Genomic DNA, 21,673 nt, shown 5'->3' on the forward strand with positions numbered 1-21,673 from the left:
GCACACGATGCGGCATGCCGGGCCCATCCTGTACACGTTGTTCGCGTGGTGGTTCAGCACGGGCGTGATCCTGTGGCTGGTGGGCCTGCCGCGCGCCAGCCACCGCTGGACCATGCTGTGGGCCACGGTGATGCTGGGCGTGGCCCTGTGCGGCGTGGCCGCCACCGCCGACGACACCCGCGTCACCGGCGCCTACCTGGCCTTCACCTCCGCCTTGATGGTGTGGGCCTGGCAGGAGGTGGCCTTCCTGCTCGGCTACGTCACCGGCCCGCGGCGAACGCCCTGCCCGCCGACCGCCCGCCGATGGCGGCGCGCGGCCCGCGCCTTCGAGGTGGTGCTGTACCACGAGCTGGCGCTGCTGGTGCTGGGCGCCGCGGTGCTGGCCCTGAGCTGGGGCCAGCCCAACCAGACGGCGGCCTGGACCTTCGCGGCCCTGTGGTGCATGCGGCAGAGCACCAAGCTCAACGTCTTCCTGGGTGTGCGCAATCTCAACGAGAGCTTCCTGCCCGCGCACCTGGTCTACGTGCACAGCTACTTCCGCCAGCGGCCGATGAACCGGCTGTTCCCCGTCTCCGTGATCGCCGCCACCGCCGCCACGCTGGCGGTGTGGCAGGCCGCGCTGCAGGGCGGCCATGGCCGCTTCGACGAGACGGCGCTGGTCTTTGCCGCCGCGCTGCTGACGCTGGGCGTGGTCGAGCACTGGTTCCTGGTGCTGCCGCTGCCGAGCGAGGGGTTGTGGCGCTGGGGGCTGCGGTCGCGGGAGGAACGCCAGGCAGCCCCATAGCCGCTTGCGCCGGGACGGCGCTCGACCGGGAGCCTGAATGGGCTGCATCGGTGCCCTGGCGCAGCGCATTCCGCAACAACCTCGCCGGCTACCTGCGTCGCGGGGATGTTGAGCTTCGAGCAAGCCTGCGCATTGCAGGCCAAAGCGGAATCGTTGATGGACGCGCAGCCTGTCGGCTGATTCGTCACAGGCTAAGTGTCAGGTTGTATTGACACTGCCCTATGTCAGGCCTAGATTCAGGCCATGACGAAGCCCACCCGCACTGCCGACCCCACGCCGTACCGGGTGGTCATCGTCACGATGGACACCCACCTCGCCAGCGCCACCGACCGGGCGCGTGCCACGCTGCGAAGGCAGCTGCCCGGGCTGGTGCTCGGCCAGCACGCGGCCTCCGACTGGGCGGCCCACCCCGCCGCCCTGGAGCGCTGCATCGCCGACATCGGGCAGGCCGACATCGTCATCGCGACGATGCTGTTCATGGAAGAACACTTCCTGCCGGTGATGCCCGCGCTGCTGGCCCGGCGCGCGCAGTGCGACGCGATGGTCTGCGCCATTTCCGCCGGCGAGGTGGTGCGGCTCACTCGCCTAGGCAAGTTGGACATGGCCAAGCCGGCCAGCGGCCCGATGGCGCTGCTCAAGCGGCTGCGCGGCAAGGCCGCCGCCAACGGCAAGCCGCCGGCCAGCGGCGGCGCGGCGCAGATGAAGATGCTGCGCCGGCTGCCGCAGCTGCTGCGCTTCGTGCCCGGCACCGCGCAGGACCTGCGGGCCTACTTCCTCACCCTGCAGTACTGGCTGGGCGGCTCGCAGGACAACGTGCTGAACATGGTGCTGTCGCTGGTCGACCGCTATGCCGACGGCCCGCGCCGCCATCTGCGCGGCATGCTGGCCGCCGCCGCGCCGGTCGAGTACCCGGAGCTGGGCGTGTACCACCCGCGGCTGCCCACGCGCCTGGCCGATGCGGCCGAGCTGCTGCCCGCGCCGGCGCCCGTCACTACCACCAACACGCCCGAAGCCGGCACCGTCGGCCTGCTGCTGTTGCGCTCGTACCTGCTGGCCGGCAACACCGCGCACTACGACGGCGTGATCGCCGCGATGGAGGCCCGCGGCCTGAAGGTGCGGCCGGCCTTCGCGGCCGGGCTGGACGCGCGCCCGGCGATCGAGCGCTTCTTCCTCCAGGACGGGCGTGCGACGGTGGACGCGGTGGTCTCGCTCACCGGCTTCTCGCTGGTGGGCGGGCCGGCCTACAACGATGCGCAGGCGGCCGAGGAGATGCTGGCCCGGCTCGACGTGCCCTACCTCGCGGCGCACCCGGTGGAGTTCCAGACGCTGGACCAGTGGGGCAGCAGCGAACGCGGCCTGCTGCCGGTGGAAAGCACCATCATGGTCGCCATCCCCGAGCTGGACGGCGCCACCGGCCCCACCGTGTTCGGCGGCCGGCCCGGCGCCGAAGGCGTGGTGTGCCAGGGCTGCCACCACCGCTGCACCTTCCACGCCACCAGCAATGCGCAGGACATGCACAGCTGCCCCGAGCGGGCGCAGACGCTGGCCGCGCGCGTGCACAAGCTGGTGGCGCTGCGCCGCAGCGAGCGCGCGCGCCGCAGGCTGGGGCTGGTGATCTTCAACTTCCCGCCCAATGCGGGCAGCACCGGCACCGCGGCCTACCTGTCGGTGTTCGAGTCGCTGCACCGCACGCTGGCCGCCCTGAAGGCCGAGGGCTATACCGTCGACGTGCCGGTGACGGTGGATGCGCTGCGCGACAGCCTGCTGGCCGGCAATGCCGCACAGTACGGCGCCGATGCCAACGTGCATGCGCTGATCCCTGCCAACGAGCATGTGAAGCGCGAGCGCTGGCTGCGCGAAATCGAGACGCAATGGGGCCCGGCACCGGGCCGGCAGCTGAGCAACGGCCGGTCCATCTTCGTGCTGGGCCGGCAGTTCGGCCATGTGCTGGTGGCGGTGCAGCCGGCCTTCGGCCATGAGGGCGACCCGATGCGCCTGCTGTTCGACAAGGGCATGACGCCGACGCATGCGTTCTCCGCCTTCTACCGCTACCTGCGCGAAGACTTCCGCGCCGATGCGGTGCTGCACTTCGGCACCCATGGCGCGCTGGAGTTCATGCCCGGCAAGCAGACCGGCCTGTCGGGCGCCTGCTGGCCGGATCGGCTGATCGGCGACCTGCCCAACTTCTATCTCTACGCCTCCAACAATCCGTCCGAGGGCGCGCTGGCCAAGCGCCGTGCGGGCGCCACGCTGGTGAGCTACCTGACGCCGCCGATCGCGCAGGCCGGCCTGTACCGCGGCCTGCTGGCGCTCAAAGCCACGGTGGAGCGCTGGCGCGCGCCGCAGGGAGCCGACTCGTGCGAGGCCACGGAGCGCGCCGACCTCGCCGTCATGCTGCAGGCACAGGCCGCCGCGCTGAACCTGTGCGAGGCCCAGCCCGCCTGGCCCGCCGACCAGGTGGAAGCCCAGGTGCTGCGGCTGGCCGAGGCCATGCTGGAGCTGGAATACACCTTGATCCCGCAGGGCCTGCATGTGCTGGGCCGCGCGCCCACGCTGGCCGAGCGCACCGACACGCTGCTGGCGATGGCCGAGGCCGCGCGCGGCACGCCGCCGCCGCGGACGCTCATCGAGGCGCTGGTGCAGGGCGACGCCGAGGCGCTGGCCGAGCAGATGGACACGCTGGGCGAAGCGCCCGACGCCGCCTGGCTGGCCGAGCTGGCCGAGTCCAACCGCCTGCTGGCCGACAACGGCGAACTGCCCGCGCTGCTGCGCGCGCTCGACGGCCGCTTCGTGCGCCCCGCCCCGGGCGGCGACCTGCTGCGCACGCCGTCGGTGCTGCCCACCGGCCGCAACCTGCATGGCTTCGATCCCTTCCGCATCCCGAGCGCGTTTGCGGTGAAGGACGGCGCAGCCCAGGCCCAGCGCCTGCTGGACCGCTGCCGGGCCGACGGCCAGCCGCTGCCCGAATCCATCGCGATGGTGCTGTGGGGCACCGACAACCTGAAGACCGAAGGCGCTCCCATCGCGCAGGCGCTGGCGCTGATGGGCGCGCTGCCGCGCTTCGACGGCTATGGCCGCATCGCCGGGGCGACGCTGGTGCCGCTGGCCGCGCTGGGCCGGCCGCGCATCGACGTGGTGATCACGCTGTCGGGCATCTTCCGCGACCTGATGCCGCTGCAGATCAAGCTGCTGGCCGATGCCGCCTGGCTGTGCGCCGAAGCCGACGAGCCGGCCGACCTGAACTTCATCCGCAAGCATGCGCTGGCCTACCAGCAGGAACATGGCTGCACGCTGGAGACGGCCGCGCTGCGGGTGTACGGCAATGCCGAAGGCACCTACGGCGCCAACGTGAACCACCTGGTGGACAGCAGCAGCTGGCAGCAGGAGGACGAACTGGCCGAGTGCTATGCGCGCCGCAAGGGCTTCGCCTACGGCCGCAACGGCCGGCCGCAGCTGCAGGCGGCGCTGCTCAAGAGCGTGCTGGCCGACGTTCAGCTGACGTACCAGAACCTCGATTCGGTGGAGCTGGGCGTGACCACGGTCGACACCTACTTCGACACGCTGGGCGGCATCACCGGCGCGGTCAAGCGGGCCAAGCGCGAGCGCGGCATCGGCACCGGCGCGCCGCCGCCGGTGTACATCGGCGACCAGACCCGCGGCGACGGCACGGTGCGCACGCTGGGCGAGCAGGTGGCGCTGGAGACGCGCACCCGCATGCTCAATCCCAAGTGGTACGAAGGCATGCTGCAGCACGGCTACGAAGGCGTCCGCCAGATCGAGGCGCACGTGACCAACACCCTGGGCTGGTCGGCCACCACCGGCCAGGTGCATCCCTGGGTGTACCAGCAGCTGACCGAGACCTTCCTGCTCGACCCGGTGATGCGCGACCGCCTGGCGCGCCTGAACCCCACCGCCTCGTCGCGCGTGGCCAACCGCCTGCTGGAAGCCAGCGAACGCGCCTACTGGCGCCCCGATGCGGACACGCTGGCCGCGCTGCGCAAGGCCAGCGACGAGCTGGAAGACCGGCTGGAGGGGGTGTTCGAGCCGGTGGCCGCGTGAGAAAAAGTGTAGCTACACTAATGCATGCGCATCGACTTCGATCCTGAGAAGGATGCTCGCAACGTCGAAAAGCACGGCGTTTCGCTGGCACTGGCAGGCGAGCTCGATTGGGACACCGCACTGGTCTGGATAGACGACCGGCAGGATTACGGCGAGTTGCGCATGATCGCCTTGGCGCCAGGGTCGGGCATCCTGTACTACGTTGCGTTCGTGGACCGCGCAGCCCGTCGCCGCATCATCAGCTTGCGGCGCGCCAACCGACGCGAGGTGAAGCACTATGTCCAGAGCATCGAGGAAGACCGTGATCCAGATGCCCAGCGCTGAAGAGGATCGCAAGATCAACGCGGCTGCCAAGGCGGACCCGGATGCGCAGCCGCTGTCGAAAGCGCAACTCGAAGCGATGGTGCCGCTGCGTGCAGTTCGCGGCCGGCCGAAGTCGGAGAATCGCAAGCTGCTGGTGTCTGTGCGCTACAGCCCTGAGGTGGTCGAGTACTTCAAGTCGACAGGCGACGGCTGGCAATCGAGGATGGACGGCGTGCTGCGCCAATACGTGCAAAAGCAATCACGCCGCTCATGACCGGCACAAGCCTTCATAGACCCGCCGCGCGGCCCAGCACCGCGGGCGCGATCAGCCGGTGCAGCGGCGCCACCGGCAACATGTAGATGCGCCCCAGCAGGTTGTGCACCTGCACCACCGTGCTGACGACCAGCCGCCGCTGGCCATGGCCGTCCAGCGGCTCGCGCAGCACCGACAGCGTGACATCGAGATGCCTGTCGCTGTCACCCAGCAGCACTTCGTCGTCAGTGGCCGAGATGAGTGTGAAGATGCCGACCCGATCGCCCGGCCGGTAGGCCGCGGCCGGCTTGCCGGTGCGCACGCCGCCCAGCGCGCCCAGGTCCTTCAGCCCCACCATCCGCACCATGCGGTTGCGCAGCGTCATCAGCACATCGACCCAGCGCGGCGTGCGGCGCACGATGACCAGGAAGTGCTCCAGCGCCGTCAATGTGGAGCTTCCGACGTCGACCGCATAGGCATCGTGGAAGTCCGCGGTGCCCACACGGTGCGCCAGTGCACTCGTCGCCGGCACCGCGCAGCCAACGGCCGCGGCGCTCACGCTACCGCCTGCGCGGTAGCCGGTGCAGCGCCCACGCCTTCGCGCCGGCCTGGCTCGGTCAGGTGCAGATGGCCGGTCAGCAGGTCGCGCGGCGGCGTGATGCCGGCCTGCGACAGGACGCCGGCGCTGCCATCGGTGAAGTTGAAGCCCAGCATCTGCACCAGCGCGGCATCGTCCAGCGAGCCAATGTGGGCCAGGTGCCAGCCGTCCGTCTGCCGAATGGCCGCATGGCGTTCGGCGCTGTGGCGGTCGGCGTCAGGCTGCGCCACGCAGGCCAGCAGTTCATCGTCGGCCCGGGCCTTGTGGCGGAACAGCTTGAGCAGCAGCGTGGAGGTGCACATGCCGCAAGCGTACGCCCAACCACTACCCCTTCAACAACCCCCTCAGCGCCCCCATCAGCTCGTCGACCCTGAACGGCTTGCGCAGCAGCTGCGCGCCGGGCACGGCGGTGGTGATGACGCCGCGGTCCACGTGGCCGCTGACGAAGAGCACCGGCAGCTCGGGGCGGATGTCGCGCAGCTTCAGCGCCAGGTCCACGCCGGTCTCTCCGGGCATGGCGTAGTCGGCCAGCAGGACGTCGGGCACGAAGCCCGCCTCCACCGCGGCCATGGCGTCGCGCCCGCTGGCCGCGCTGTGGACCACGTAGCCGCCGTCGGCCAGCAGGCGCGACAGGGTGTGGCGGATGTCGGCCTCGTCGTCCACCAGCAGCACCCGCTCGTCCAGGCCCGCGGCGGCCAGCGCCGCTTCCGCGACCAGGGCCGACGCGGGATCCTCGGCGGGCAGGCTGCCGGCCTTCAGCCACAGCGCGACCTCGGTGCCGCCGCCCTGGCTGCTGCTGACCCGCGCCGTGCCCTGGGACAGCCGCGCCACGCCCATCACCTGCGCCAGGCCCAGGCCGGTGCCACGGCCCGAGGGCTTGGTGGTGTAGAAGGGCTCGAAGGCGCGGGCGGCGACTTCCGGCGGCATGCCATGGCCGCTGTCGCCCACGCTCAGCACCACGTAGCGGCCGGCGGGCAGGTCGGGCTCGTCATGCAACAGCTCGCCATGCGTCACGCCGATGCGGATGCGGCCGCCGTCGGGCATCGCATCGCGTGCGTTGATCACCAGGTTGAGCATGGCCAGCTCGATCTGGTTGGCGTCGGTCATCGCCACCAGGTCCGGCGCGCCGGCTTCGATCACCACCTCGATGCGGCTGCCCGCGGTCTGCTGCAGCCACTCGGCCATGCCGGCCAGCAGCTGCGACAGGTCCACCGGCTCGGTGCTCAGGGCATCGTTGCGCGAGAAGGCCAGCAGCCGCGAGGTCAGGCGCCGGCCGCGCGCCGCCGCGGCCACGGCCTTGTCCAGCATCGCACGCGGCTCGCCGTCGTCCAGCCGCCGGCGCGCCAGGTGGATGTAGCCCACCATCGACGCCAGGATGTTGTTGAAGTCGTGCGCCATGGAGCTGGTGAGCTGGCCCACCGCTTCCATCTTCTGCGACTGCACCAGCGCAGCCTCGGCCCGCTCGCGCTGCGCGATCTGCTCCACCAGCGCCTGGTTGGTGGCATGCAGGTCGTGGGTGCGTTCGACGATGCGCTGCTCCAGCGTCTCGTTCAGCTCCCGCGTGCGGGCCTCGGCCTCGTGCAGCCGCAGCAGCGCCCGCACCGACGCCACCAGCTCGGCCGGCTCGATGGGCTGGATCAGGTAGGAATCGGCACCGCCTTCCAGGCCCCGGGTGCGGTCCTCGGGGCTGACGAAGGTGGCCGAGGTCTGCAGCACCAGCGTGGTGGGCCAGCGCGCCTTGATGACCTTGCACAGCTCGATGCCGTTGCCGTCGGGCAGCTGCACGTCCAGCAGCACCAGCTGGGGCTTGAGCGACTCCATCTTCAGCAGCGTGTCGGCGGCGCTGCCCGCATCCACCACGTGGAAGCCCGCATGCCGCAATGCACGATGCTTGGTGTAGCAGGCTACTTCCGAATCATCGACATTGAGGATGGTGACGGTGCGTGCCGGCATGACGCTTCAACCCGGGGACTGCGCCTCGTCCAGCACCAGCCGCATCAGCCGCGAGAGGCCGTCGCGCGAGAGGTCCTGCTTCGGCACGATGGCATAGGCCGAGGCCAGCGCGCGCTTCTGGTCCACCGTCAGCGCATGCGAGGTGCACACGATGACGGGCGTGGATTTGAGCGGCGAATCGGCCAGCCGCGCCAGGGTGGCGAAGCCGTCGACCTTGGGCATGTGCAGATCGAGGAAGATCATGTCGGGCTCCTCGGACAGGGCAAGCGCAATGCCCACCTCGCCATTTTCCGCCTCCAGCACGTCGAAGCCGGCGTCCTGCGCGATGTGGCGGATGACGTAGCGGAACACCTCCTCGTCGTCCACCACCAGCACCCGGCGCTTGCCGCCGCCCCCCTCGGGCACCACCGCCTGGCCATAGCGCACCGGGATGGCCAGGGTGAAGGTGGAGCCCACGCCGGGCTCGCTGCGCGCCGACAGCTCGCCGCCCAGCAGCATGGCCAGCCGGCGCGACAGCGGCAGCCCGAGGCCGGTGCCGCCACGCTGCAGCCGGCCTTCCACCTGGCCGAATTCCTCGAAGATGAGGTCGATGGCCGAGGCCGCGATGCCGATGCCGGTGTCCTCCACCTCGAACACCATGCGCGCATGGCGCTCGTCATGCCGGGCGCGCACCTGCACATGGCCGGCCTCGGTGAACTTCAGTGCATTGCTCACCAGGTTGCGCAGCACCTGCGCCACCTTCTGCTCGTCGGCCAGCAGCGGAGGCAGCCCCGGCGCCTCGTCGAACACCAGGTTCACCGCCGGGTTGGTCAGCAGCGGCTTGAGCGACCCGCGCAGCGAGGCGAAGAGGTCGGTCACGGTGAAGTCGGTGGGCCGCACGTCCAACCGGCCGGCCTCCACCTTGGCCAGGTCCAACAGGTCGTTCACCAGCTCCAGCAGCGTCTGGGCGGAGCGGCGGATGTAGTCCACCTGGCGCTGCTGCTCGGTCGTCAGCGGGCCGTCCACGCCGTCGATCAGCAACCGCGTGAGCGCCATGATGCTGTTGAGCGGCGTGCGGAACTCATGGCTCATGTGCGAGAGGAAGCGCGACTTCATCTCGCTGGCGCCGCGCAATTCCTCGGCCTTCTGCTCCAGCTCGGAGTACAGCGCCACCACGCCGCGGTTGGTGTCCTCCAGCTCGCGGTTCAGGCGGTCGGCCTCGGCCTCGCGCTCCTGCAGGTCGGCCAGGCTGTCGATCAGCTCGCGCTCCTGCACCTGCAGCTCGGCCACCGGGTCGGGCCGGCGCTGCGGCAGCGTGCTGCCCAGCCGGGCCAGCTGTGACGGGTCGGGCACCGCGGGCAGGTACTGCGACAGCAGCACCTCGGTGCCGGTGGCGGCGCTGCGGATGTCCAGCCGGTCCACCAGCCGGCGCGCGCTGGCGATGCCGGCGCCCTGCCCGGGCGCGAACACCTTGCGTCCGCTGAGGATCAGCTCCAGGTCGGCGATGCCGGCACCGTGGTCGCGCACCGCCACCTGCAGCTGCCGGCCGTCCAGGCCGATGGCCACCTCGCCGCCACCGGCATGGCCCAGCGCATTGCGCGCGATCTCCGACACCGCGGTGGCCAGCCGCGTCTGGCCCTTGCGGTCCAGGCCCAGCAGCTCGGCCACGCGGCGGGCCTGCTGGCGGGCGGCCACCACGTCGGCCGGTGCGGCCAGCGGCACGGTGAGCAGCACCGGGTTCATGCGCGGGCCTGCGCGGGCGCGCGGGTGTCGGCCACCACCACCGTGGCATCGTCGCGGCCGCGGCCGAAGTCGCGGTACAGCACCGCGGCCACCAGCATCGGATGCGCCTGCATCAGGCCGGGGTAGGTGGCCAGGTTCCAGCTGGTGGCGATGCCGTCGGAGTGCAGCACCAGCAGGCCGTCGCCGCACGGGTAGTCGAAGGCCTGGATCTTGCGCGCGTTGTGGCCCACGATGCCGTTGTGCGAGACCATGCGCCGCACCGCCGCGCCCGGTGCCCGCGGCACGAAGGTGCTGGCGATGTTGCCCACGCCGGCGAAGCTGACGGTGCCGCTGGCCCAGTGCATGCGCGAGACGCCCACCGCCGCGCCGCGGGTGTGGCGTATGGCGCCGTGCACGCCCTGCACGATCTCTTCCGGCGGCTGGTGGCGGCTGCGCTGGAACTGCGCCACCGCCTCGTTGGCCGCGCGGGCGGCGTCCATGCCGTGGCCCAGGCCGTCCACCACGAACACGGTGCGCGACTGCGCATCCTCATGGCAGCTCCAGGCGTCGCCGCAGGCGGTCTCGCCGGGGCGGGGCACCACCACGGCGCCCAGCGTGTCGCGCAGCGCCGGCGGCGCGGCCTGGGGATCGGGTGGCGTCTCGCTGTCGGCCACGCGGGCCAGCACCGCGGTGCCGCGGCCGGGCCAGCTCACCAGCTCGAAGGGATCGGCCAGCCGGCGCAAGGCACCCAGGCCGTTGCCCGCGGTGCCGGCGGTGGAATAGCCATCGGCCAGGCTGCGGCCGATGTCGGCGATGCCCTCGCCGGTGTCCAGCGCCAGCAGGCTCACATGGCTGCCGGCCGCGTCCACCAGCAGCCGGCCGCCCTGCCCATGCTTGAGCAGGTTGGTGGCCAGCTCGGTGGCCACCAGGGCCACGCGGCCGGCGGCCGTCTCGCCGAAGCCCGAGGCGGTGGCGGCCGAGGATGCACGCCGCCGCGCCTCGGCGATCTGGCTCTGCTCACGTACCAGCACTTCCAGCATGGCGGCTACTTGAAGCGGGCGATGGTCACGGTGGTGCCCTCGCCGGGCGCCGAGCGGATGCTGAACTCGGACGACAGCCGCTTGGCGCCGCCCAGGCCCAGGCCCAGGCCGCCGCCGCTGGTGTAGCCGTCGCGCAGGGCCAGTTCGATGTCGGCGATGCCGGGGCCATCGTCCACGAAGGACAGCCGCACGCCGCGCCGCGGCGACAGCACCAGCTCCACGTCCACCGTGCCGCCGCGGCCGTAGTCCAGCGTGTTGCGGGCCAACTCGCTGGCGGCGGTGACGATCTTGGTCTGGTCCACGAGGCTGAGTCCCGCCTCCAACGCCAGTGCGCGCACCCGCTGCCGGACACGCACGACATCTTCAGACTTGCGGATGTCCAGGCGCTCAGTCACCGGCGTCGTCGTCGTCGTCTGAGTTCAGGTAGGCATGGCTGCGGATCATGGCCATGCCACGCTCCACGTCCAGCGCCGTCTTCACGCCGTTGAGCGACAGGCCCAGCTCCACCAGCGTGATGGCCACCGCCGGGCGCATGCCCACCACCACCGTGTCGGCATCCAGGATGCGCGAGACGGCGGCGATGTTGTCCAGCATGCGGCCGATGAAGCTGTCCACGATCTCCAGCGCGGAGATGTCGATCAGCACGCCGCGCGCCCGCGCGGACACGATCTTGGCGGTGAGGTCTTCTTCCAGTGCGCTGGCCAGCTGGTCGTGCATGTCCACCTGGATGGTCACCAGCAGCGCCTCGCCCAGCTTCAGGATGGGAATGCGGTCCATGCCGCTCAGCCCAGCGCCGTGGTGGCGGCGGGCGGCTCGGGCCGGCGCAGCCGCGTCACGCCGCGGCCCTGCCGCGACAGCGCCAGCGCGAAGGCATCGGCCAGCGTGGCCTTGCTCACCACCGTCAGCTCCACGCCCAGGTGCACCATGGTCTGCGCGATCTGCGGGCGGATGCCGCTGATGATGCAGTCCGCGCCCATCAGCCGCGCGGCGGCCACCGTCTTCAGCAGGTGCTGGGCGGTGAGCGTGTCCACCGTGGGCACGCCGGTGATGTCGATGATGGCCATGCCGGCGCCCTGCTGCGCGATGGTCTCCAGCAGGTTCTCCATCACCACCTGCGTGCGCTGGCTGTCCAGCGTGCCGATCAGCGGCAGCGCGAGGATGCCGTCCCACAGCTTGATGACCGGCGTGGACAGCTCGGAGATCTCCTGCTGCTGGCGCACGATGACCTCCTCGCGCATGCGCTGGAAGGCCTCCATCGTCAGCAGGCCCAGCCGGTCCAGCAGCAGGCCGGCCGACCAGCTGGCCTCCAGCTGCGCCACGGCGTCGCCGGTGTGGTGGCGGGTGATGGCCTCGAACAGCGGCTGCTTGAGCGAGAACACGAAGGTGGCGATCTCGCGCGGGCTGAAGCCCTGCTGGGCACGGGTGGCCGACAGGTCGCCCAGCGCATCGCGCACGTTGGCGAAGGGCGGTGCATCGGCATCCGCGCTTTCGGCCATGGCCTCGCGCAGCTGGCGCAGGAAGCTGGTGCACTGCACCCGCAGCTCCCCTTCGCGGATGCGGCCGCTTTGCAGCGCGCCATCGGCATGCAGCCGCAGCAACCAGGCTTCGAGGATCTCCGCCTCGTGGGCCGCGACGATGTCGTATGCGGGTGCTTGTCCCGTCTGAACCATGCTTCTATTCCTTCCTCAGCGCGGTACGCGTGCCTCTGCGGGCATGTTAGCCGGTGTGCGGTCCCTGCCCGGCGGCGGACAGCGCCTGCAGCAGCCGGCGCACCTCGTCGCTGCACTCGTCCTCCGGCTTCACGCCCAGCGCCACGCGGGCCAGGTCCAGCGTGACTGCCTGGGCCACGCGGCGCAGCACCGCCGCCTCCTCGGGCAGCCAGCGGCGCGGCTGGCCGATCTGCTCGCAGCAGGCCACGCCCACCGCCTGGCCGTTGACCACGAAGGCCGCGTCCAGCGTGGCCACCACGCCTTCCGGCCGGCAGTAGGCCGCATCCAGCGCCGCCAGGGCCGGTGCCTGGCGAACGTCCTCCACCGCCAGCAGGCCGCTGGCCAGCAGCGCATCCAGGTAGGCCTGCACCGCGGGCTGCGGCAATGCGCAGCGGCCGACCTTGAGCGTGCGGCTGTGGCTGGAGAAGGCGGTGCAGTCCAGCGTGCGTTCCGGGTGGCGGCGCTGCAGCAGCCACAGCGTGACGCGGCTGCAGTCCAGCGACACCTTGAGCAGGTCGGCGATGGCATCCAGGTGGCCGGCCAGCTCGCGGCTGCCGGAGCCGAGCTCGAAGCTCAGTTGTCTCAGCGTCTCGTTGACCGCCAGTAAGCGAGTGCTCTGCATGACCCAGTTTAGGCGCCGCAACGGTGCGTAACAGCCCGCACGAGCGGCTTGCGCGAGGCACCTACAGCGCCCGCCGCAGCCGTCCTACGTGGCGCGGCGGGCGGGGGCCGGAGACTGGGTCCAAGCATTCGCAAGGAGCATGAGTTGCATCGTTTCGGAAACAAGACCGTCATCGTCACCGGCGCGGCCTCGGGCATCGGCCGCGGCGTGGCCGAGCGCTTCGCCAGCGAAGGCGCCAACGTGGTGCTGTGCGACATCGACGAGCCACGACTACAGCAGGTGGCCGCCACGCTGCCGGCCGGGCGCACGCTGGCGCGCCGCTGCGACGTCTCGGACTACGCCCAGGTGCAGGCCCTGGTGGATGCCACGGTGCAGCGCTTCGGCGGCGTGGACGTCATGGTGAACAACGCCGGCATCGCGCCCGAAGGCTCGGTGGAGGCGGTGTCCATCGACGACTGGCACCGCACGCTCAACACCGACCTCACCGGTGTGTTCCACGGCTGCCGCGCGGCCATGCCGCACCTGCTGCAGTCCCAGGGCTGCATCGTCAACACCGCCTCGGTCTCCGGACTGCGGGCGGACTGGAACACCGCCGCCTACAACGCGGCCAAGGGCGGCGTGGTCAACCTCACCCGCGCGATCGCGCTGGACTACGGTAGCCGCGGCGTGCGCTGCAATGCGGTGTGCCCCTCGCTCACCCGCACCGGCATGACCGAGGACATGCTCAAGGACGAGGAGCTGGTGGACGAGTTCATGGAGCGCATGCCGCTGGGCCGCGTGGCCGAGCCGGCCGACATCGCCGGCGTGGTGGCCTTCCTGGCCAGCATGGACGCACGCTTCGTCAATGGCGTGAACCTGCCGGTGGACGGCGGCGTCACCGCCTCCAACGGCCAGCCGCCGATGTGATCGGCCCATCCGGCGGTCCGGGCCGGGCGCGCTATTCGGCGGCCTGCACCGCGCCGTCCTGGATGGCCTGGGCCACCGCGCCCAGCAGGGTGCCGATGTCGAACGGCTTGACCAGGATGGACTGCGTGCCCAGCACCGCGCCCACCTCGGCCATGTCGGCATAGCCGGTGGCCAGGATCACCGGCAGGCCGGGCTGCTGCTCGCGTGCATGCTTGATGACCTCGGCGCCGTTCATGTGCGGCATGGCGTAGTCGACGATCAGCAGGTCGGGCTGGTGGTGCGACAGCGCCTCCAGGCCGTCCGCGCCGTTCGATGCCGCGACCACGCGGTGGCCGTTGAGGCGCAGGCTTTCCACGATCACGCGGCGCACCTCGGCATCGTCCTCGATCACCAGGATGCTGTGGGTCTGCGCACCGGCATGGCCGTGGTCCTCGGCCGGCACCGGCGCCGCCACCTGCGGCGCCACCAGCGGAAAGCGGATCTCCACCGTGGTGCCCTCGCCCAGCGTGCTCTCGATGCGCGCCAGCCCGCCCGACTGCTGCGCGAAGCCGTACACCTGGCTCAGGCCCAGGCCGGTGCCGCTGCCCACCGGCTTGGTGGTGAAGAAGGGATCGAACACCTTGCTCAGCAGGTGCGGCGGGATGCCGGCGCCCTGGTCGGCCACCGACACCAGCACGTAGCGGCCGGCGGGCAGCTCGTCCGCGTCCAGGTCCTCGATGCGGGTGGACAGCCGCAGCCGGCCGCCGCCGGGCATCGCGTCCTTGGCATTGACGGCCAGGTTCAGCACCGCCATCTCCATCTGGCTGGGGTCGATCTGCACCCAGGCCTGGCCTTCGCAGAGGTCCAGCTCCAGCTGCACGCTGGCGCCGGTGGACAGGGCCACCAGCTCATGCATGCCCAGCAGCAGCGCATTCACGTCGGTCAGCCGCGGCAGCAGCGACTGCGCGCGGGCGAAGGTCAGCAGCTGGCCGGTCAGGCGCGAGCCACGCGAGACGGCACGCCGCGCCCGCTCGGCGATGCCGGCCACCTTGGCCTCGGGGCTCTGGCGCACCAGCAGCTCCAGGTTCATGCTGACCACGTGCAGCAGGTTGTTGAAGTCGTGCGCGATGCCGCCGGTGAGCCGGCCGATGGCCTCCATCTTCTGCATGTGCACCAGCGCGGCCTGCGCCCGCTCGCGCTCGCTGATCTCCGCCATCAGCCGGTCGTTGGCGGCGGCCAGTTCATGGGTGCGCGCGGCGATGCGGTCTTCCAGCTCGCGGTTCAGCCGTTCCACGGTGGCCCGGGTCTCGCCCAGCTCCTGCAGGTTCCGGCGGGTGGTGTATTGGCGCTGGCGGGCTCGCACCGCGGCTTCGGCGGCGCTGGCCAGCGTCTCGGCATTCACCGGCCGCTCCAGCAGCATCACGTTGCCCAGCGACTGCAGCGTGCGCAGCGCATGGTCGGAGCGCCGGCCTGCCTGGCGCGTGGCCAGCACGATGAAGGGAAAGTCCGACCAGCTCGGCTGGTCGGCCAGCCAGCGCAACAGATCGCCGTCGGGTCCGCCCTGCAGCGCCTCCTCGGTAAGGATGGCTGCGGCCGCGCCTTCGCGCAGCGCTGACAGCACCGCGGTGTGGCTGGCGCAGGTCACCGCCTCGATCCGGCGGCCGGCCAGCACCGACACCACCACCTCCGCGTCCCTGCCGCGGGGGGTGTGCACCAGCACCCGCAGTTCCAGGCCGGCGGCGCTCACCGGGCGCCCGGGGCCGGCACGGCGCCGTCGTCGCCCAGCAGGGGCTGGTTGCCGCGATAGGCCGGCACGCCACGCATCACGCCATCGAAATCGGTGAGCGCGGCGCCCACCTCCACCCCGCCGGGGCCGAGGCGGAACTCGCGGATGGAACTCTCGTGCGCGCTGGTGCGGCTCTTGACGGCCAGCACCGCCTTCAGCAGCCGGCCGCGCGCCTCGAAGAAGCGGAACAGCAGGATGGCGTCGCTGAGGTAGCTGAGGTCGACGTCGTTGTGGCCCTCGCCGAACAGCCCGTGCTGGCCCAGCACCAGGATGGTGGCCACGCCGCGCTGGTTCAGGTAGGTGAGCAGCTCGTGCATCTGCAGCAGCAGGAAGCGCCCGCCCGGCATCGCCTGCAGGTAGGCATTCAGGCTGTCGATGCCCAGCGCGGTGACGCCGCGGCGCTCGACCGCTTCGCGCACCAGGTGCGCGAACTCGCCCGGCGTGACGGCGGCCGGGTCCAGCGCCACCACTTCCAGCTGTCCATCGTCGAGAAAGCGGCGGATGGGCATGCCCAGCGCGTCGCAGCGCGCCAGCAGCGTGCCCAGGCCTTCGTCGAACAGGTAGTACGCCGCGCGTTCGCCACGCTGCAGCGCGGCCAGCAGGCAGGCGACGGCGGTGGTGGTCTTGCCCACGCCGCTGGGGCCGGCGAACAAGGTGTTGCTGCCCAGGGTGAGGCCGCCGCCCAGCAGCTGGTCCAGCGCCTGGTTGCCGGTGCTGCGCGCGGTCGGCCGGAAGCTGGCGCCGTGCTCGGCCGCGATCAGCCGCGGGTAGACGGAGATGCCGCCGGTGTCGAGCTTGAAGTCGTGGTCGCCGCCGCGGAACTTCACGCCGCGCAGCTTGGCCACCCGCAGGTAGCGCTTGTCCTCGCCGTAGTGGCCGGTGGTCTGGCCCAGGGTCAGCACGCCGTGGGCGATGCTGTGCAGCTGCAGGTCGCTGTCGCTCGAGGTCTTGTCGTCCAGCAGCAGCACGGTGCAGCCGCAGCCGGCAAAAAAGTGCTTCAGTGCCAGGATCTGCCGGCGATAGCGCAGGGGATCCTGCGCCAGCAGCCGCATCTCCGACAGGCTGTCGAACACCACGCGGCGCGGCCGGTTCTTCTGCACCTCGGCCATCACGCCGCGGGTGGTTTCGCCCAGCTCGATCTCCGACGGATGCAGGATGGATTGCTCGGCATCGGCGCTCAGGCCCTCGGCCGTCACCAGCTCGAAGACCTGCAGGCCTTCCAGCGACCAGCCATGCGCGGCGGCCACGGTGCGCAGCTCCTGCGCCGTCTCCGACAGCGTGACGTACAGCCCGCTCTCGCCGCGGCGATGGCCTTCCAGCAGGAACTGGATACCCAGCGTCGTCTTGCCGGCGCCGGGCTCGCCTTCCACCAGGTACAGGTGGCGTGGCGGCAGGCCGCCGCCCAGCACGTTGTCCAGGCCTTCGATGCCGGTGGAATCGCGCTCGGGATGGTCGGGCGTGGCTTGGGGCGGACTGTTCATGGGGGAGATGAGGGGGGCAGGCGACCGTTGGACGTAAGAGGCACGCGACACGCAGCGCCGGCAAACTTCGCCTTGGTGGCAACTGGCATGCCTACATCTCCGCTTGCGCCGATGACTGCGGTTGCCGGCCTACAAGCGGATGGTGGCGTGTCTGACGCGTCGCAGTTCCGGCCCGGCGAAAGATGGGGCCCCTTCGACCGCCGCCACCCGACATGACCGATGACGCCGCCCTGCCCCATCCGCCCGCGCATGGCAGCTGCACCCTGGCCGATGTGCGCATCGACGGCTACAGCCTCGAGATCGAGGACGAGGACGGCCTGGTCGGCGACCAGGCCAGCCAGACCGCCTTCCGCGAGCTGCTGGCGCAATGGCGCGAGCGCATGGAGCGGGCCGGCCACGATCCGCTGGGGCCCACGCCCAGCGAGGAGATGAGCAAGGAGACGCTGGACCGGCTGGCCCTGTCCGGCGACACCGAGGCCGCACGCACGGTGGCCCTGGCCATCAACGAGTTTTCCGAAAGGCTGGCCTATGTCATCGGCCGTCTGATGAAGCATCCCAGCTGGCAGGGCGTGCAGCGCATCGTGGTGGGCGGCGGCTTCAAGGAAAGCGCCATCGGCCGCATCGCCATCCGGCAGACGGCCGGCCGGCTGCAGGCCGCCGGCCAGGCGGTGCAGCTGCGGGCCATCCACTACGGCGCCGACGACGGCGGGTTGATCGGCGGCATCCACCTGCTGGACCGCTCGCCCGCCGGCCCGCGCGCCTCCATGCTGGCCATCGACATCGGCGGCACCAACGTGCGCTGCGGCATCGTGGAATTCGGCGGCGACGGCGGCCGCAGCGCCTTGGTGGTGCGGCGCGAGAAATGGCGCCATGCCGACGAGGAAGGCGATGCCGACCTGGTGCAGGGCATCGTGGCCATGCTGCGCCGGCTGATCGCGCATGCGGAAGGCGAGCAGCGCCCGCTGCTGCCGGTGCTGGCCGTGGGCTGCCCGGGCGTGGTGCTGGAAGACGGCTCCATCGACCGCGGCGCGCAGAACCTGCCCGACGACTGGCGGCAGGCCAGCTTCCACCTGCCGCGCCGGCTGCAGGAGAACATCCCGCGCGTCGGCGAGGCGGACACGGTGGTGGTGATGCACAACGACGCCGTGGTGCAGGGCCTGAGCGAACTGCCCTTCACCCAGGACGTGGCGCGCTGGGCCGTGCTCACCATCGGCACCGGGCTGGGCAACGCCAGCTACACCAACACGCCGGGCTGAGGCCATGCGCTGCCTGCCACGCGCCCTGCTGCGGCTGTGGATCGGGGCCCTGGCCCTGGCGACGGCCTGCAGCCTGCGGGCGGGCGAGCCTGCGGCCGCTGCCGAGCCGGCCTGGGTGCCGCGGCTGCAGGCCGAGCTGGCGCAGGTGGCACAGCGGCATTCGGCGCGCATCGGCGTGTACGTGCGCGACCTGGACAGCGGCGCCTCCGCCTCCTTCCAGGCCGACCGGCCGTGGTACCTGGCCTCCACCGTGAAGGTGCCGGTGGCCATCGCGGTGCTGCGTGGCGTGGAGCGCGGCGACTTCGGCCTCGACACGCCGCTGACGCTGCGCGCCGCCGACCTGGTGGACGGCGCCGGACCCACGCGCCTGAAGCCGCTGGGCGCGCCGCTGACGGTGCGCTACCTGCTGGAGCAGATGATCGTCTGGAGCGACAACACCGCCAGCGACATGCTGATCGGGCTGGTGGGCATCCAGGCGGTGAATGCCCTGGTGCAGGAACTGGTGCCCGGCGGCTTCGAGCGCATCACCAGCCTGGCCGACGTGCGGCGCCAGGCCTATGGCCAGCTCACGCCGGCGGCGCAGCACCTGTCGGGTTCGGACTTCCTCGCCTTGAAGCAGCAGCGCAGCGAGGCCGAACGCCGGCTGCTGCTGGCCCGCCTGGTGGGCGTGCCCGCCAGCGAGCTGAAGCTGCCCACGCTGGCCGCCGCCTACGAGGCCTACTACGCCACCGGCCTGAACACCGGCCGGCTGGATGCCTATGGCGAGCTGCTCGCCCGGCTGGTGGAGGGCCAGGCGCTGGGCCCCAAGGGCACCGCCTGGCTGCTGCGCCTGATGGAGCGGGTGAAGACCGGCCCCAACCGCATCAAGGCCGGCCTGCCCACGCGGGCCCGCTTCGCTCACAAGACCGGCACCCAGCGCGGCCGCACCTGCGATGCCGGCGTGATCAGCGTGCCGCGGCTGGGCAAGGACAGCCGCGTGCTGGTGGCTGCCTGCACCAGCGGCGAGCTGTCCGTCGCCCGCTCCGACCGTGCGCTGCGCGAGGTGGGCGCGGCCATCTGCCATTCCGGACTACTGACCGATGGAAAGCCCCATGACCCCCTGTGCAATGCGGTGCCCCGCCTTTCGTCCGACGCTGCTTCTGGCGGCCCTGACGCTCCTGACGAGCCTTGAGGCCGCCCGGGCCGCCCCGCCCGCCGGCTGGACCGATGCGCTGCGCGCCCAGGTGCAGCGCATCGACGAGGCCACGCCCGGGCAGCTGGGGATCTACGTCAAGCGGCTGGACAACGGCGAGACCCTGTCCTACCAGGCCGACCGGCCGTGGTACCTGGCCTCCACCGCCAAGCTGCCGATCGCGCTGGCCGTGCTGCAGGAGCTGGAGGCCCGCCGCGGCAGCCTGCAGCAGAAGCTGGTGCTGCAGGAGACCGACAAGGTGGACGGCTCCGGCGCGGTGGTGTGGCAGAAGGCGGGCAGCGCCTTCACCGTGGAATCGCTGCTCAAGCGCATGCTGGAGCAGAGCGACAACACCGCGGCCAACATGCTGGTGCGCAGCATCGGCGAGGACACCTGGAACCGCCGGGCCCAGGCCATGATGGGCCGCGGCGCCGGCACGCTGACCAGCTTCACCCAGGTGCGGCGGGACGTGTATGCCGAGCTGCATCCCAAGGCGCGCGAGCTGCCCAACATCGACCTGGTGAAGATCGCCGGCGCGCCCATGGGCCCGCAGCGGGTGACGGCGCTGCGCCGCACGCTGGGCGTGCAGGCCTCCGAGCTGCAGGTGCCCACCCTTGAGGAGGCCTATGAGCGCTACTACCGCCGCGGCCTGAACTCAGCCACGCTGGAAGCGTACGGCGGCATGCTGGAAAAGTTCGTCAAGGGCGAGCTGGTGTCGCCGCAGCACCAGCAGGTGCTGTTCATCGACATGAAGTTCGACCGCTACGACAACTACCGGCTGGAAGCCGGGTTGCCGCGCACGGTGAAGTTCATCCACAAGACCGGCACGCAGTTCCAGCGCGCCTGCCACATGGGCGTCATCCATCCGCAGGACGGCGGCCGCAATGCCATCGTGGTGGCCACCTGCGCCGAGGGCCTGGACGAGAACAAGCTGGCCGGCCAGATGTTCGAGCAGATCGGCCGCGCCATCACGCAGACGATGCTGGCGTCCGGGAGCTGACCCCGCGCGGGTTGTACCGTGTGCGCCCGGAGTGGAGGCTCGTGTTCACGGCGCCGGACCTGCGACGCATGGGGGCACCCGGCGCCGGCTGGGCGGCTCCTGCCGCCCGGAGTGCTAGCCGAGTGCGGTGTCCAGCAGCATCATCAGCACGAAGCCCAGCATCAGCCCCGTCGTCGCCGCCCGCTCGTGGCCCTGGCGGTGCGACTCGGGGATGATCTCGTGGCTGATGACGAACAGCATGGCGCCCGCGGCCGCCGCCAGCCCCCAGGGCAGCAGGCCCGAGGCCAGGCTGACCAGCGCGGCGCCGAACACCGCGCCCACCGGCTCCACCAGGCCCGAGGCGATGCCCAGTCCTACTGCCACCAGCTTGCTGTAGCCCACGCCGCGCAGCGCCAGCGCCACCACCATGCCCTCGGGCACGTCCTGGATCGCGATGCCGGTGGCCAGCGCCTGCGCGCCGATGCGGTCGGAACCGCCGAAGCCCACGCCGATGGCCAGGCCCTCCGGCAGGTTGTGCAGCGCGATCGCCATCACGAACAGCCAGGCCCGGCGCGCGGTCTGCCGCTTCGGCCCTTCCACGCCCTTGACGAAGTGCTCGTGCGGCACCAGCCGGTCCACCAGCATCAAGGCGGCCGCGCCCAGCAGCACGCCGCTGCCGACGATGCCGCCCGCGCCCCAGGGCCCTGCGCCCTGCGCCTCGGCCGCACCGAGGGCCGGAATGATGAGCGAGAAGGAACAGGCAGCCAGCATCACGCCGGCACCGAAGCCCAGCATCGAATCGCTGGCCCGCTGCGAGAACTGCTGGGACAGCAGCACCGGCAGCGTGCCCAGCGCCGTGGCCAGCGCGGCGATGGAGCCGCCCAGCAGGGCCGCCTTCACCCGTTCGTCGGCGAACACCGGCGTGTGCATGAGCGCATCCAGCGCCGCCGCCATGCCGCCGATCACCACCGCCCAGCCGATGAGCCGACGGGCGCGGGCCAGACGGTTGTCCACACGGGCCACGCCGGCGGCAGGATCGGGCGTGGGCGACAGGGGCGGGCTGGACATGCGTGGTGTTCCTGGAGCTTCAGGG

At 71.4% G+C, this 21,673-nt stretch carries 20 protein-coding genes; 8 read left to right on the forward strand and 12 right to left on the reverse strand.

Annotated features, from left to right (window positions below; all coding sequences use genetic code 11):
• Nucleotides 1–7 precede the first annotated feature (7 nt).
• The 4 genes from puhE to VO99_RS21490 all read left to right on the forward strand — a co-directional run bounded on the left by puhE (nt 8) and on the right by VO99_RS21490 (nt 5,420).
• Nucleotides 8–784, forward strand: coding sequence for a putative photosynthetic complex assembly protein PuhE (gene puhE, locus VO99_RS21475; RefSeq protein WP_046114969.1), 777 nt, complete (start codon nt 8–10; stop codon nt 782–784).
• 243 nt (nt 785–1,027) lie between these two features.
• Nucleotides 1,028–4,843: a magnesium chelatase subunit H gene (locus VO99_RS21480; protein WP_046114970.1), complete on the forward strand. Its 3,816-nt coding sequence runs from the start codon at nt 1,028–1,030 to the stop codon at nt 4,841–4,843.
• Between the two features lie 24 nt (nt 4,844–4,867).
• The gene (locus VO99_RS21485) at nt 4,868–5,167 is read left to right on the forward strand and encodes a BrnT family toxin (RefSeq protein ID WP_046114971.1); all 300 of its coding nucleotides are present in this window, start codon (nt 4,868–4,870) and stop codon (nt 5,165–5,167) included.
• A complete protein-coding gene (locus tag VO99_RS21490) occupies nt 5,154–5,420 on the forward strand; it encodes a BrnA antitoxin family protein (RefSeq protein WP_232315461.1) in 267 nt (88 codons plus the stop codon). The genes VO99_RS21485 and VO99_RS21490 overlap by 14 nt, the downstream gene beginning before the upstream one ends.
• Nucleotides 5,421–5,433: 13 nt before the next feature.
• Here the strand turns inward: VO99_RS21490 and VO99_RS21495 are convergent, their stop codons facing one another.
• The 9 genes from VO99_RS21495 to VO99_RS21535 are packed head-to-tail and all read right to left on the reverse strand — an operon-like array spanning nt 5,434 to nt 13,022.
• The gene (locus tag VO99_RS21495) at nt 5,434–5,958 is read right to left on the reverse strand and encodes a DUF2867 domain-containing protein (protein WP_052736521.1); all 525 of its coding nucleotides are present in this window, start codon (nt 5,956–5,958) and stop codon (nt 5,434–5,436) included.
• Nucleotides 5,955–6,299 (reverse strand): hypothetical protein, encoded by a 345-nt coding sequence (locus tag VO99_RS21500; RefSeq protein WP_046114973.1) that lies wholly within the window; start codon nt 6,297–6,299, stop codon nt 5,955–5,957. The genes VO99_RS21495 and VO99_RS21500 overlap by 4 nt, the downstream gene beginning before the upstream one ends.
• Before the next feature lie 22 nt (nt 6,300–6,321).
• Nucleotides 6,322–7,950, reverse strand: coding sequence for a response regulator (locus VO99_RS21505; protein WP_046114974.1), 1,629 nt, complete (start codon nt 7,948–7,950; stop codon nt 6,322–6,324).
• Nucleotides 7,951–7,956: 6 nt separating this feature from the next.
• Nucleotides 7,957–9,672 carry an ATP-binding protein gene (locus VO99_RS21510; protein ID WP_046114975.1) on the reverse strand — a complete coding sequence of 572 codons (1,716 nt, stop codon included), beginning with the start codon at nt 9,670–9,672 and terminating at the stop codon, nt 7,957–7,959.
• A complete protein-coding gene (locus VO99_RS21515; protein WP_046114976.1) occupies nt 9,669–10,691 on the reverse strand; it encodes an ATP-binding protein in 1,023 nt (340 codons plus the stop codon). The genes VO99_RS21510 and VO99_RS21515 overlap by 4 nt, the downstream gene beginning before the upstream one ends.
• 5 nt (nt 10,692–10,696) lie before the next feature.
• Nucleotides 10,697–11,086: an ATP-binding protein gene (locus VO99_RS21520; RefSeq protein WP_046114977.1), complete on the reverse strand. Its 390-nt coding sequence runs from the start codon at nt 11,084–11,086 to the stop codon at nt 10,697–10,699.
• Nucleotides 11,079–11,468: an STAS domain-containing protein gene (locus VO99_RS21525; protein WP_046114978.1), complete on the reverse strand. Its 390-nt coding sequence runs from the start codon at nt 11,466–11,468 to the stop codon at nt 11,079–11,081. The genes VO99_RS21520 and VO99_RS21525 overlap by 8 nt, the downstream gene beginning before the upstream one ends.
• 5 nt (nt 11,469–11,473) lie before the next feature.
• A complete protein-coding gene (locus VO99_RS21530) occupies nt 11,474–12,361 on the reverse strand; it encodes an STAS domain-containing protein (protein WP_046114979.1) in 888 nt (295 codons plus the stop codon).
• Between the two features lie 46 nt (nt 12,362–12,407).
• Nucleotides 12,408–13,022: a GAF domain-containing protein gene (locus VO99_RS21535; protein WP_046114980.1), complete on the reverse strand. Its 615-nt coding sequence runs from the start codon at nt 13,020–13,022 to the stop codon at nt 12,408–12,410.
• A gap of 144 nt (nt 13,023–13,166) precedes the next feature.
• Between VO99_RS21535 and budC the strand changes: the two genes are divergently transcribed.
• Nucleotides 13,167–13,928, forward strand: coding sequence for a meso-2,3-butanediol dehydrogenase (gene budC, locus VO99_RS21540; protein ID WP_157039692.1), 762 nt, complete (start codon nt 13,167–13,169; stop codon nt 13,926–13,928).
• A 31-nt stretch (nt 13,929–13,959) separates the two neighbouring features.
• Here budC and VO99_RS21545 read toward each other — a convergent pair whose 3' ends face one another.
• Together VO99_RS21545 and VO99_RS21550 are read right to left on the reverse strand one after the other, a co-directional pair.
• Nucleotides 13,960–15,654, reverse strand: coding sequence for a response regulator (locus VO99_RS21545; RefSeq protein ID WP_232315454.1), 1,695 nt, complete (start codon nt 15,652–15,654; stop codon nt 13,960–13,962).
• On the reverse strand, nt 15,651–17,174 hold the full coding sequence (locus VO99_RS21550; RefSeq protein WP_046114981.1) for an ATPase domain-containing protein: 1,524 nt from the start codon (nt 17,172–17,174) through the stop codon (nt 15,651–15,653). Before VO99_RS21550 ends, VO99_RS21545 begins: the two co-directional genes overlap by 4 nt.
• 212 nt (nt 17,175–17,386) lie before the next feature.
• Between VO99_RS21550 and VO99_RS21555 the strand changes: the two genes are divergently transcribed.
• Genes VO99_RS21555 through VO99_RS21565 form a run of 3 tightly spaced genes read left to right on the forward strand, consistent with a single transcriptional unit; the run spans nt 17,387 to nt 20,601 of the window.
• On the forward strand, nt 17,387–18,430 hold the full coding sequence (locus tag VO99_RS21555; RefSeq protein ID WP_046114982.1) for an ROK family protein: 1,044 nt from the start codon (nt 17,387–17,389) through the stop codon (nt 18,428–18,430).
• A 4-nt stretch (nt 18,431–18,434) separates the two neighbouring features.
• Entirely contained in the window at nt 18,435–19,601 is a 1,167-nt protein-coding gene (locus tag VO99_RS21560) for a serine hydrolase (RefSeq protein ID WP_046114983.1), read from the forward strand.
• Nucleotides 19,537–20,601, forward strand: a complete 1,065-nt coding sequence (locus VO99_RS21565; protein ID WP_157039694.1) for a serine hydrolase — start codon at nt 19,537–19,539, stop codon at nt 20,599–20,601. Before VO99_RS21560 ends, VO99_RS21565 begins: the two co-directional genes overlap by 65 nt.
• 114 nt (nt 20,602–20,715) lie before the next feature.
• Here VO99_RS21565 and VO99_RS21570 read toward each other — a convergent pair whose 3' ends face one another.
• Nucleotides 20,716–21,534, reverse strand: coding sequence for a ZIP family metal transporter (locus tag VO99_RS21570; protein ID WP_046115016.1), 819 nt, complete (start codon nt 21,532–21,534; stop codon nt 20,716–20,718).
• Nucleotides 21,535–21,673: the final 139 nt, after the last annotated feature.

It is taken from the genome of Aquincola tertiaricarbonis (assembly GCF_000969605.1).
Taxonomy (GTDB): Bacteria; Pseudomonadota; Gammaproteobacteria; order Burkholderiales; family Burkholderiaceae_C; genus Aquincola; species Aquincola tertiaricarbonis.

Bases quoted from the DNA above. Each gene is read 5' to 3' on its own strand.
- puhE (WP_046114969.1), top strand. From the start codon at position 8: ATGCGGCATGCCGGGCCCATCCTGTACACGTTGTTCGCGTGGTGGTTC.
- VO99_RS21480 (WP_046114970.1), top strand. From the start codon at position 1,028: ATGACGAAGCCCACCCGCACTGCCGACCCCACGCCGTACCGGGTGGTC.
- VO99_RS21485 (WP_046114971.1), top strand. From the start codon at position 4,868: ATGCGCATCGACTTCGATCCTGAGAAGGATGCTCGCAACGTCGAAAAG.
- VO99_RS21490 (WP_232315461.1), top strand. From the start codon at position 5,154: ATGCCCAGCGCTGAAGAGGATCGCAAGATCAACGCGGCTGCCAAGGCG.
- VO99_RS21500 (WP_046114973.1), bottom strand. From the start codon at position 6,299: ATGTGCACCTCCACGCTGCTGCTCAAGCTGTTCCGCCACAAGGCCCGG.
- VO99_RS21505 (WP_046114974.1), bottom strand. From the start codon at position 7,950: ATGCCGGCACGCACCGTCACCATCCTCAATGTCGATGATTCGGAAGTA.
- VO99_RS21510 (WP_046114975.1), bottom strand. From the start codon at position 9,672: ATGAACCCGGTGCTGCTCACCGTGCCGCTGGCCGCACCGGCCGACGTG.
- VO99_RS21515 (WP_046114976.1), bottom strand. From the start codon at position 10,691: ATGCTGGAAGTGCTGGTACGTGAGCAGAGCCAGATCGCCGAGGCGCGG.
- VO99_RS21525 (WP_046114978.1), bottom strand. From the start codon at position 11,468: ATGGACCGCATTCCCATCCTGAAGCTGGGCGAGGCGCTGCTGGTGACC.
- VO99_RS21530 (WP_046114979.1), bottom strand. From the start codon at position 12,361: ATGGTTCAGACGGGACAAGCACCCGCATACGACATCGTCGCGGCCCAC.
- VO99_RS21535 (WP_046114980.1), bottom strand. From the start codon at position 13,022: ATGCAGAGCACTCGCTTACTGGCGGTCAACGAGACGCTGAGACAACTG.
- VO99_RS21550 (WP_046114981.1), bottom strand. From the start codon at position 17,174: ATGAACAGTCCGCCCCAAGCCACGCCCGACCATCCCGAGCGCGATTCC.
- VO99_RS21555 (WP_046114982.1), top strand. From the start codon at position 17,387: ATGACCGATGACGCCGCCCTGCCCCATCCGCCCGCGCATGGCAGCTGC.
- VO99_RS21560 (WP_046114983.1), top strand. From the start codon at position 18,435: ATGCGCTGCCTGCCACGCGCCCTGCTGCGGCTGTGGATCGGGGCCCTG.
- VO99_RS21565 (WP_157039694.1), top strand. From the start codon at position 19,537: ATGCGGTGCCCCGCCTTTCGTCCGACGCTGCTTCTGGCGGCCCTGACG.
- VO99_RS21570 (WP_046115016.1), bottom strand. From the start codon at position 21,534: ATGGCGGCGGCGCTGGATGCGCTCATGCACACGCCGGTGTTCGCCGAC.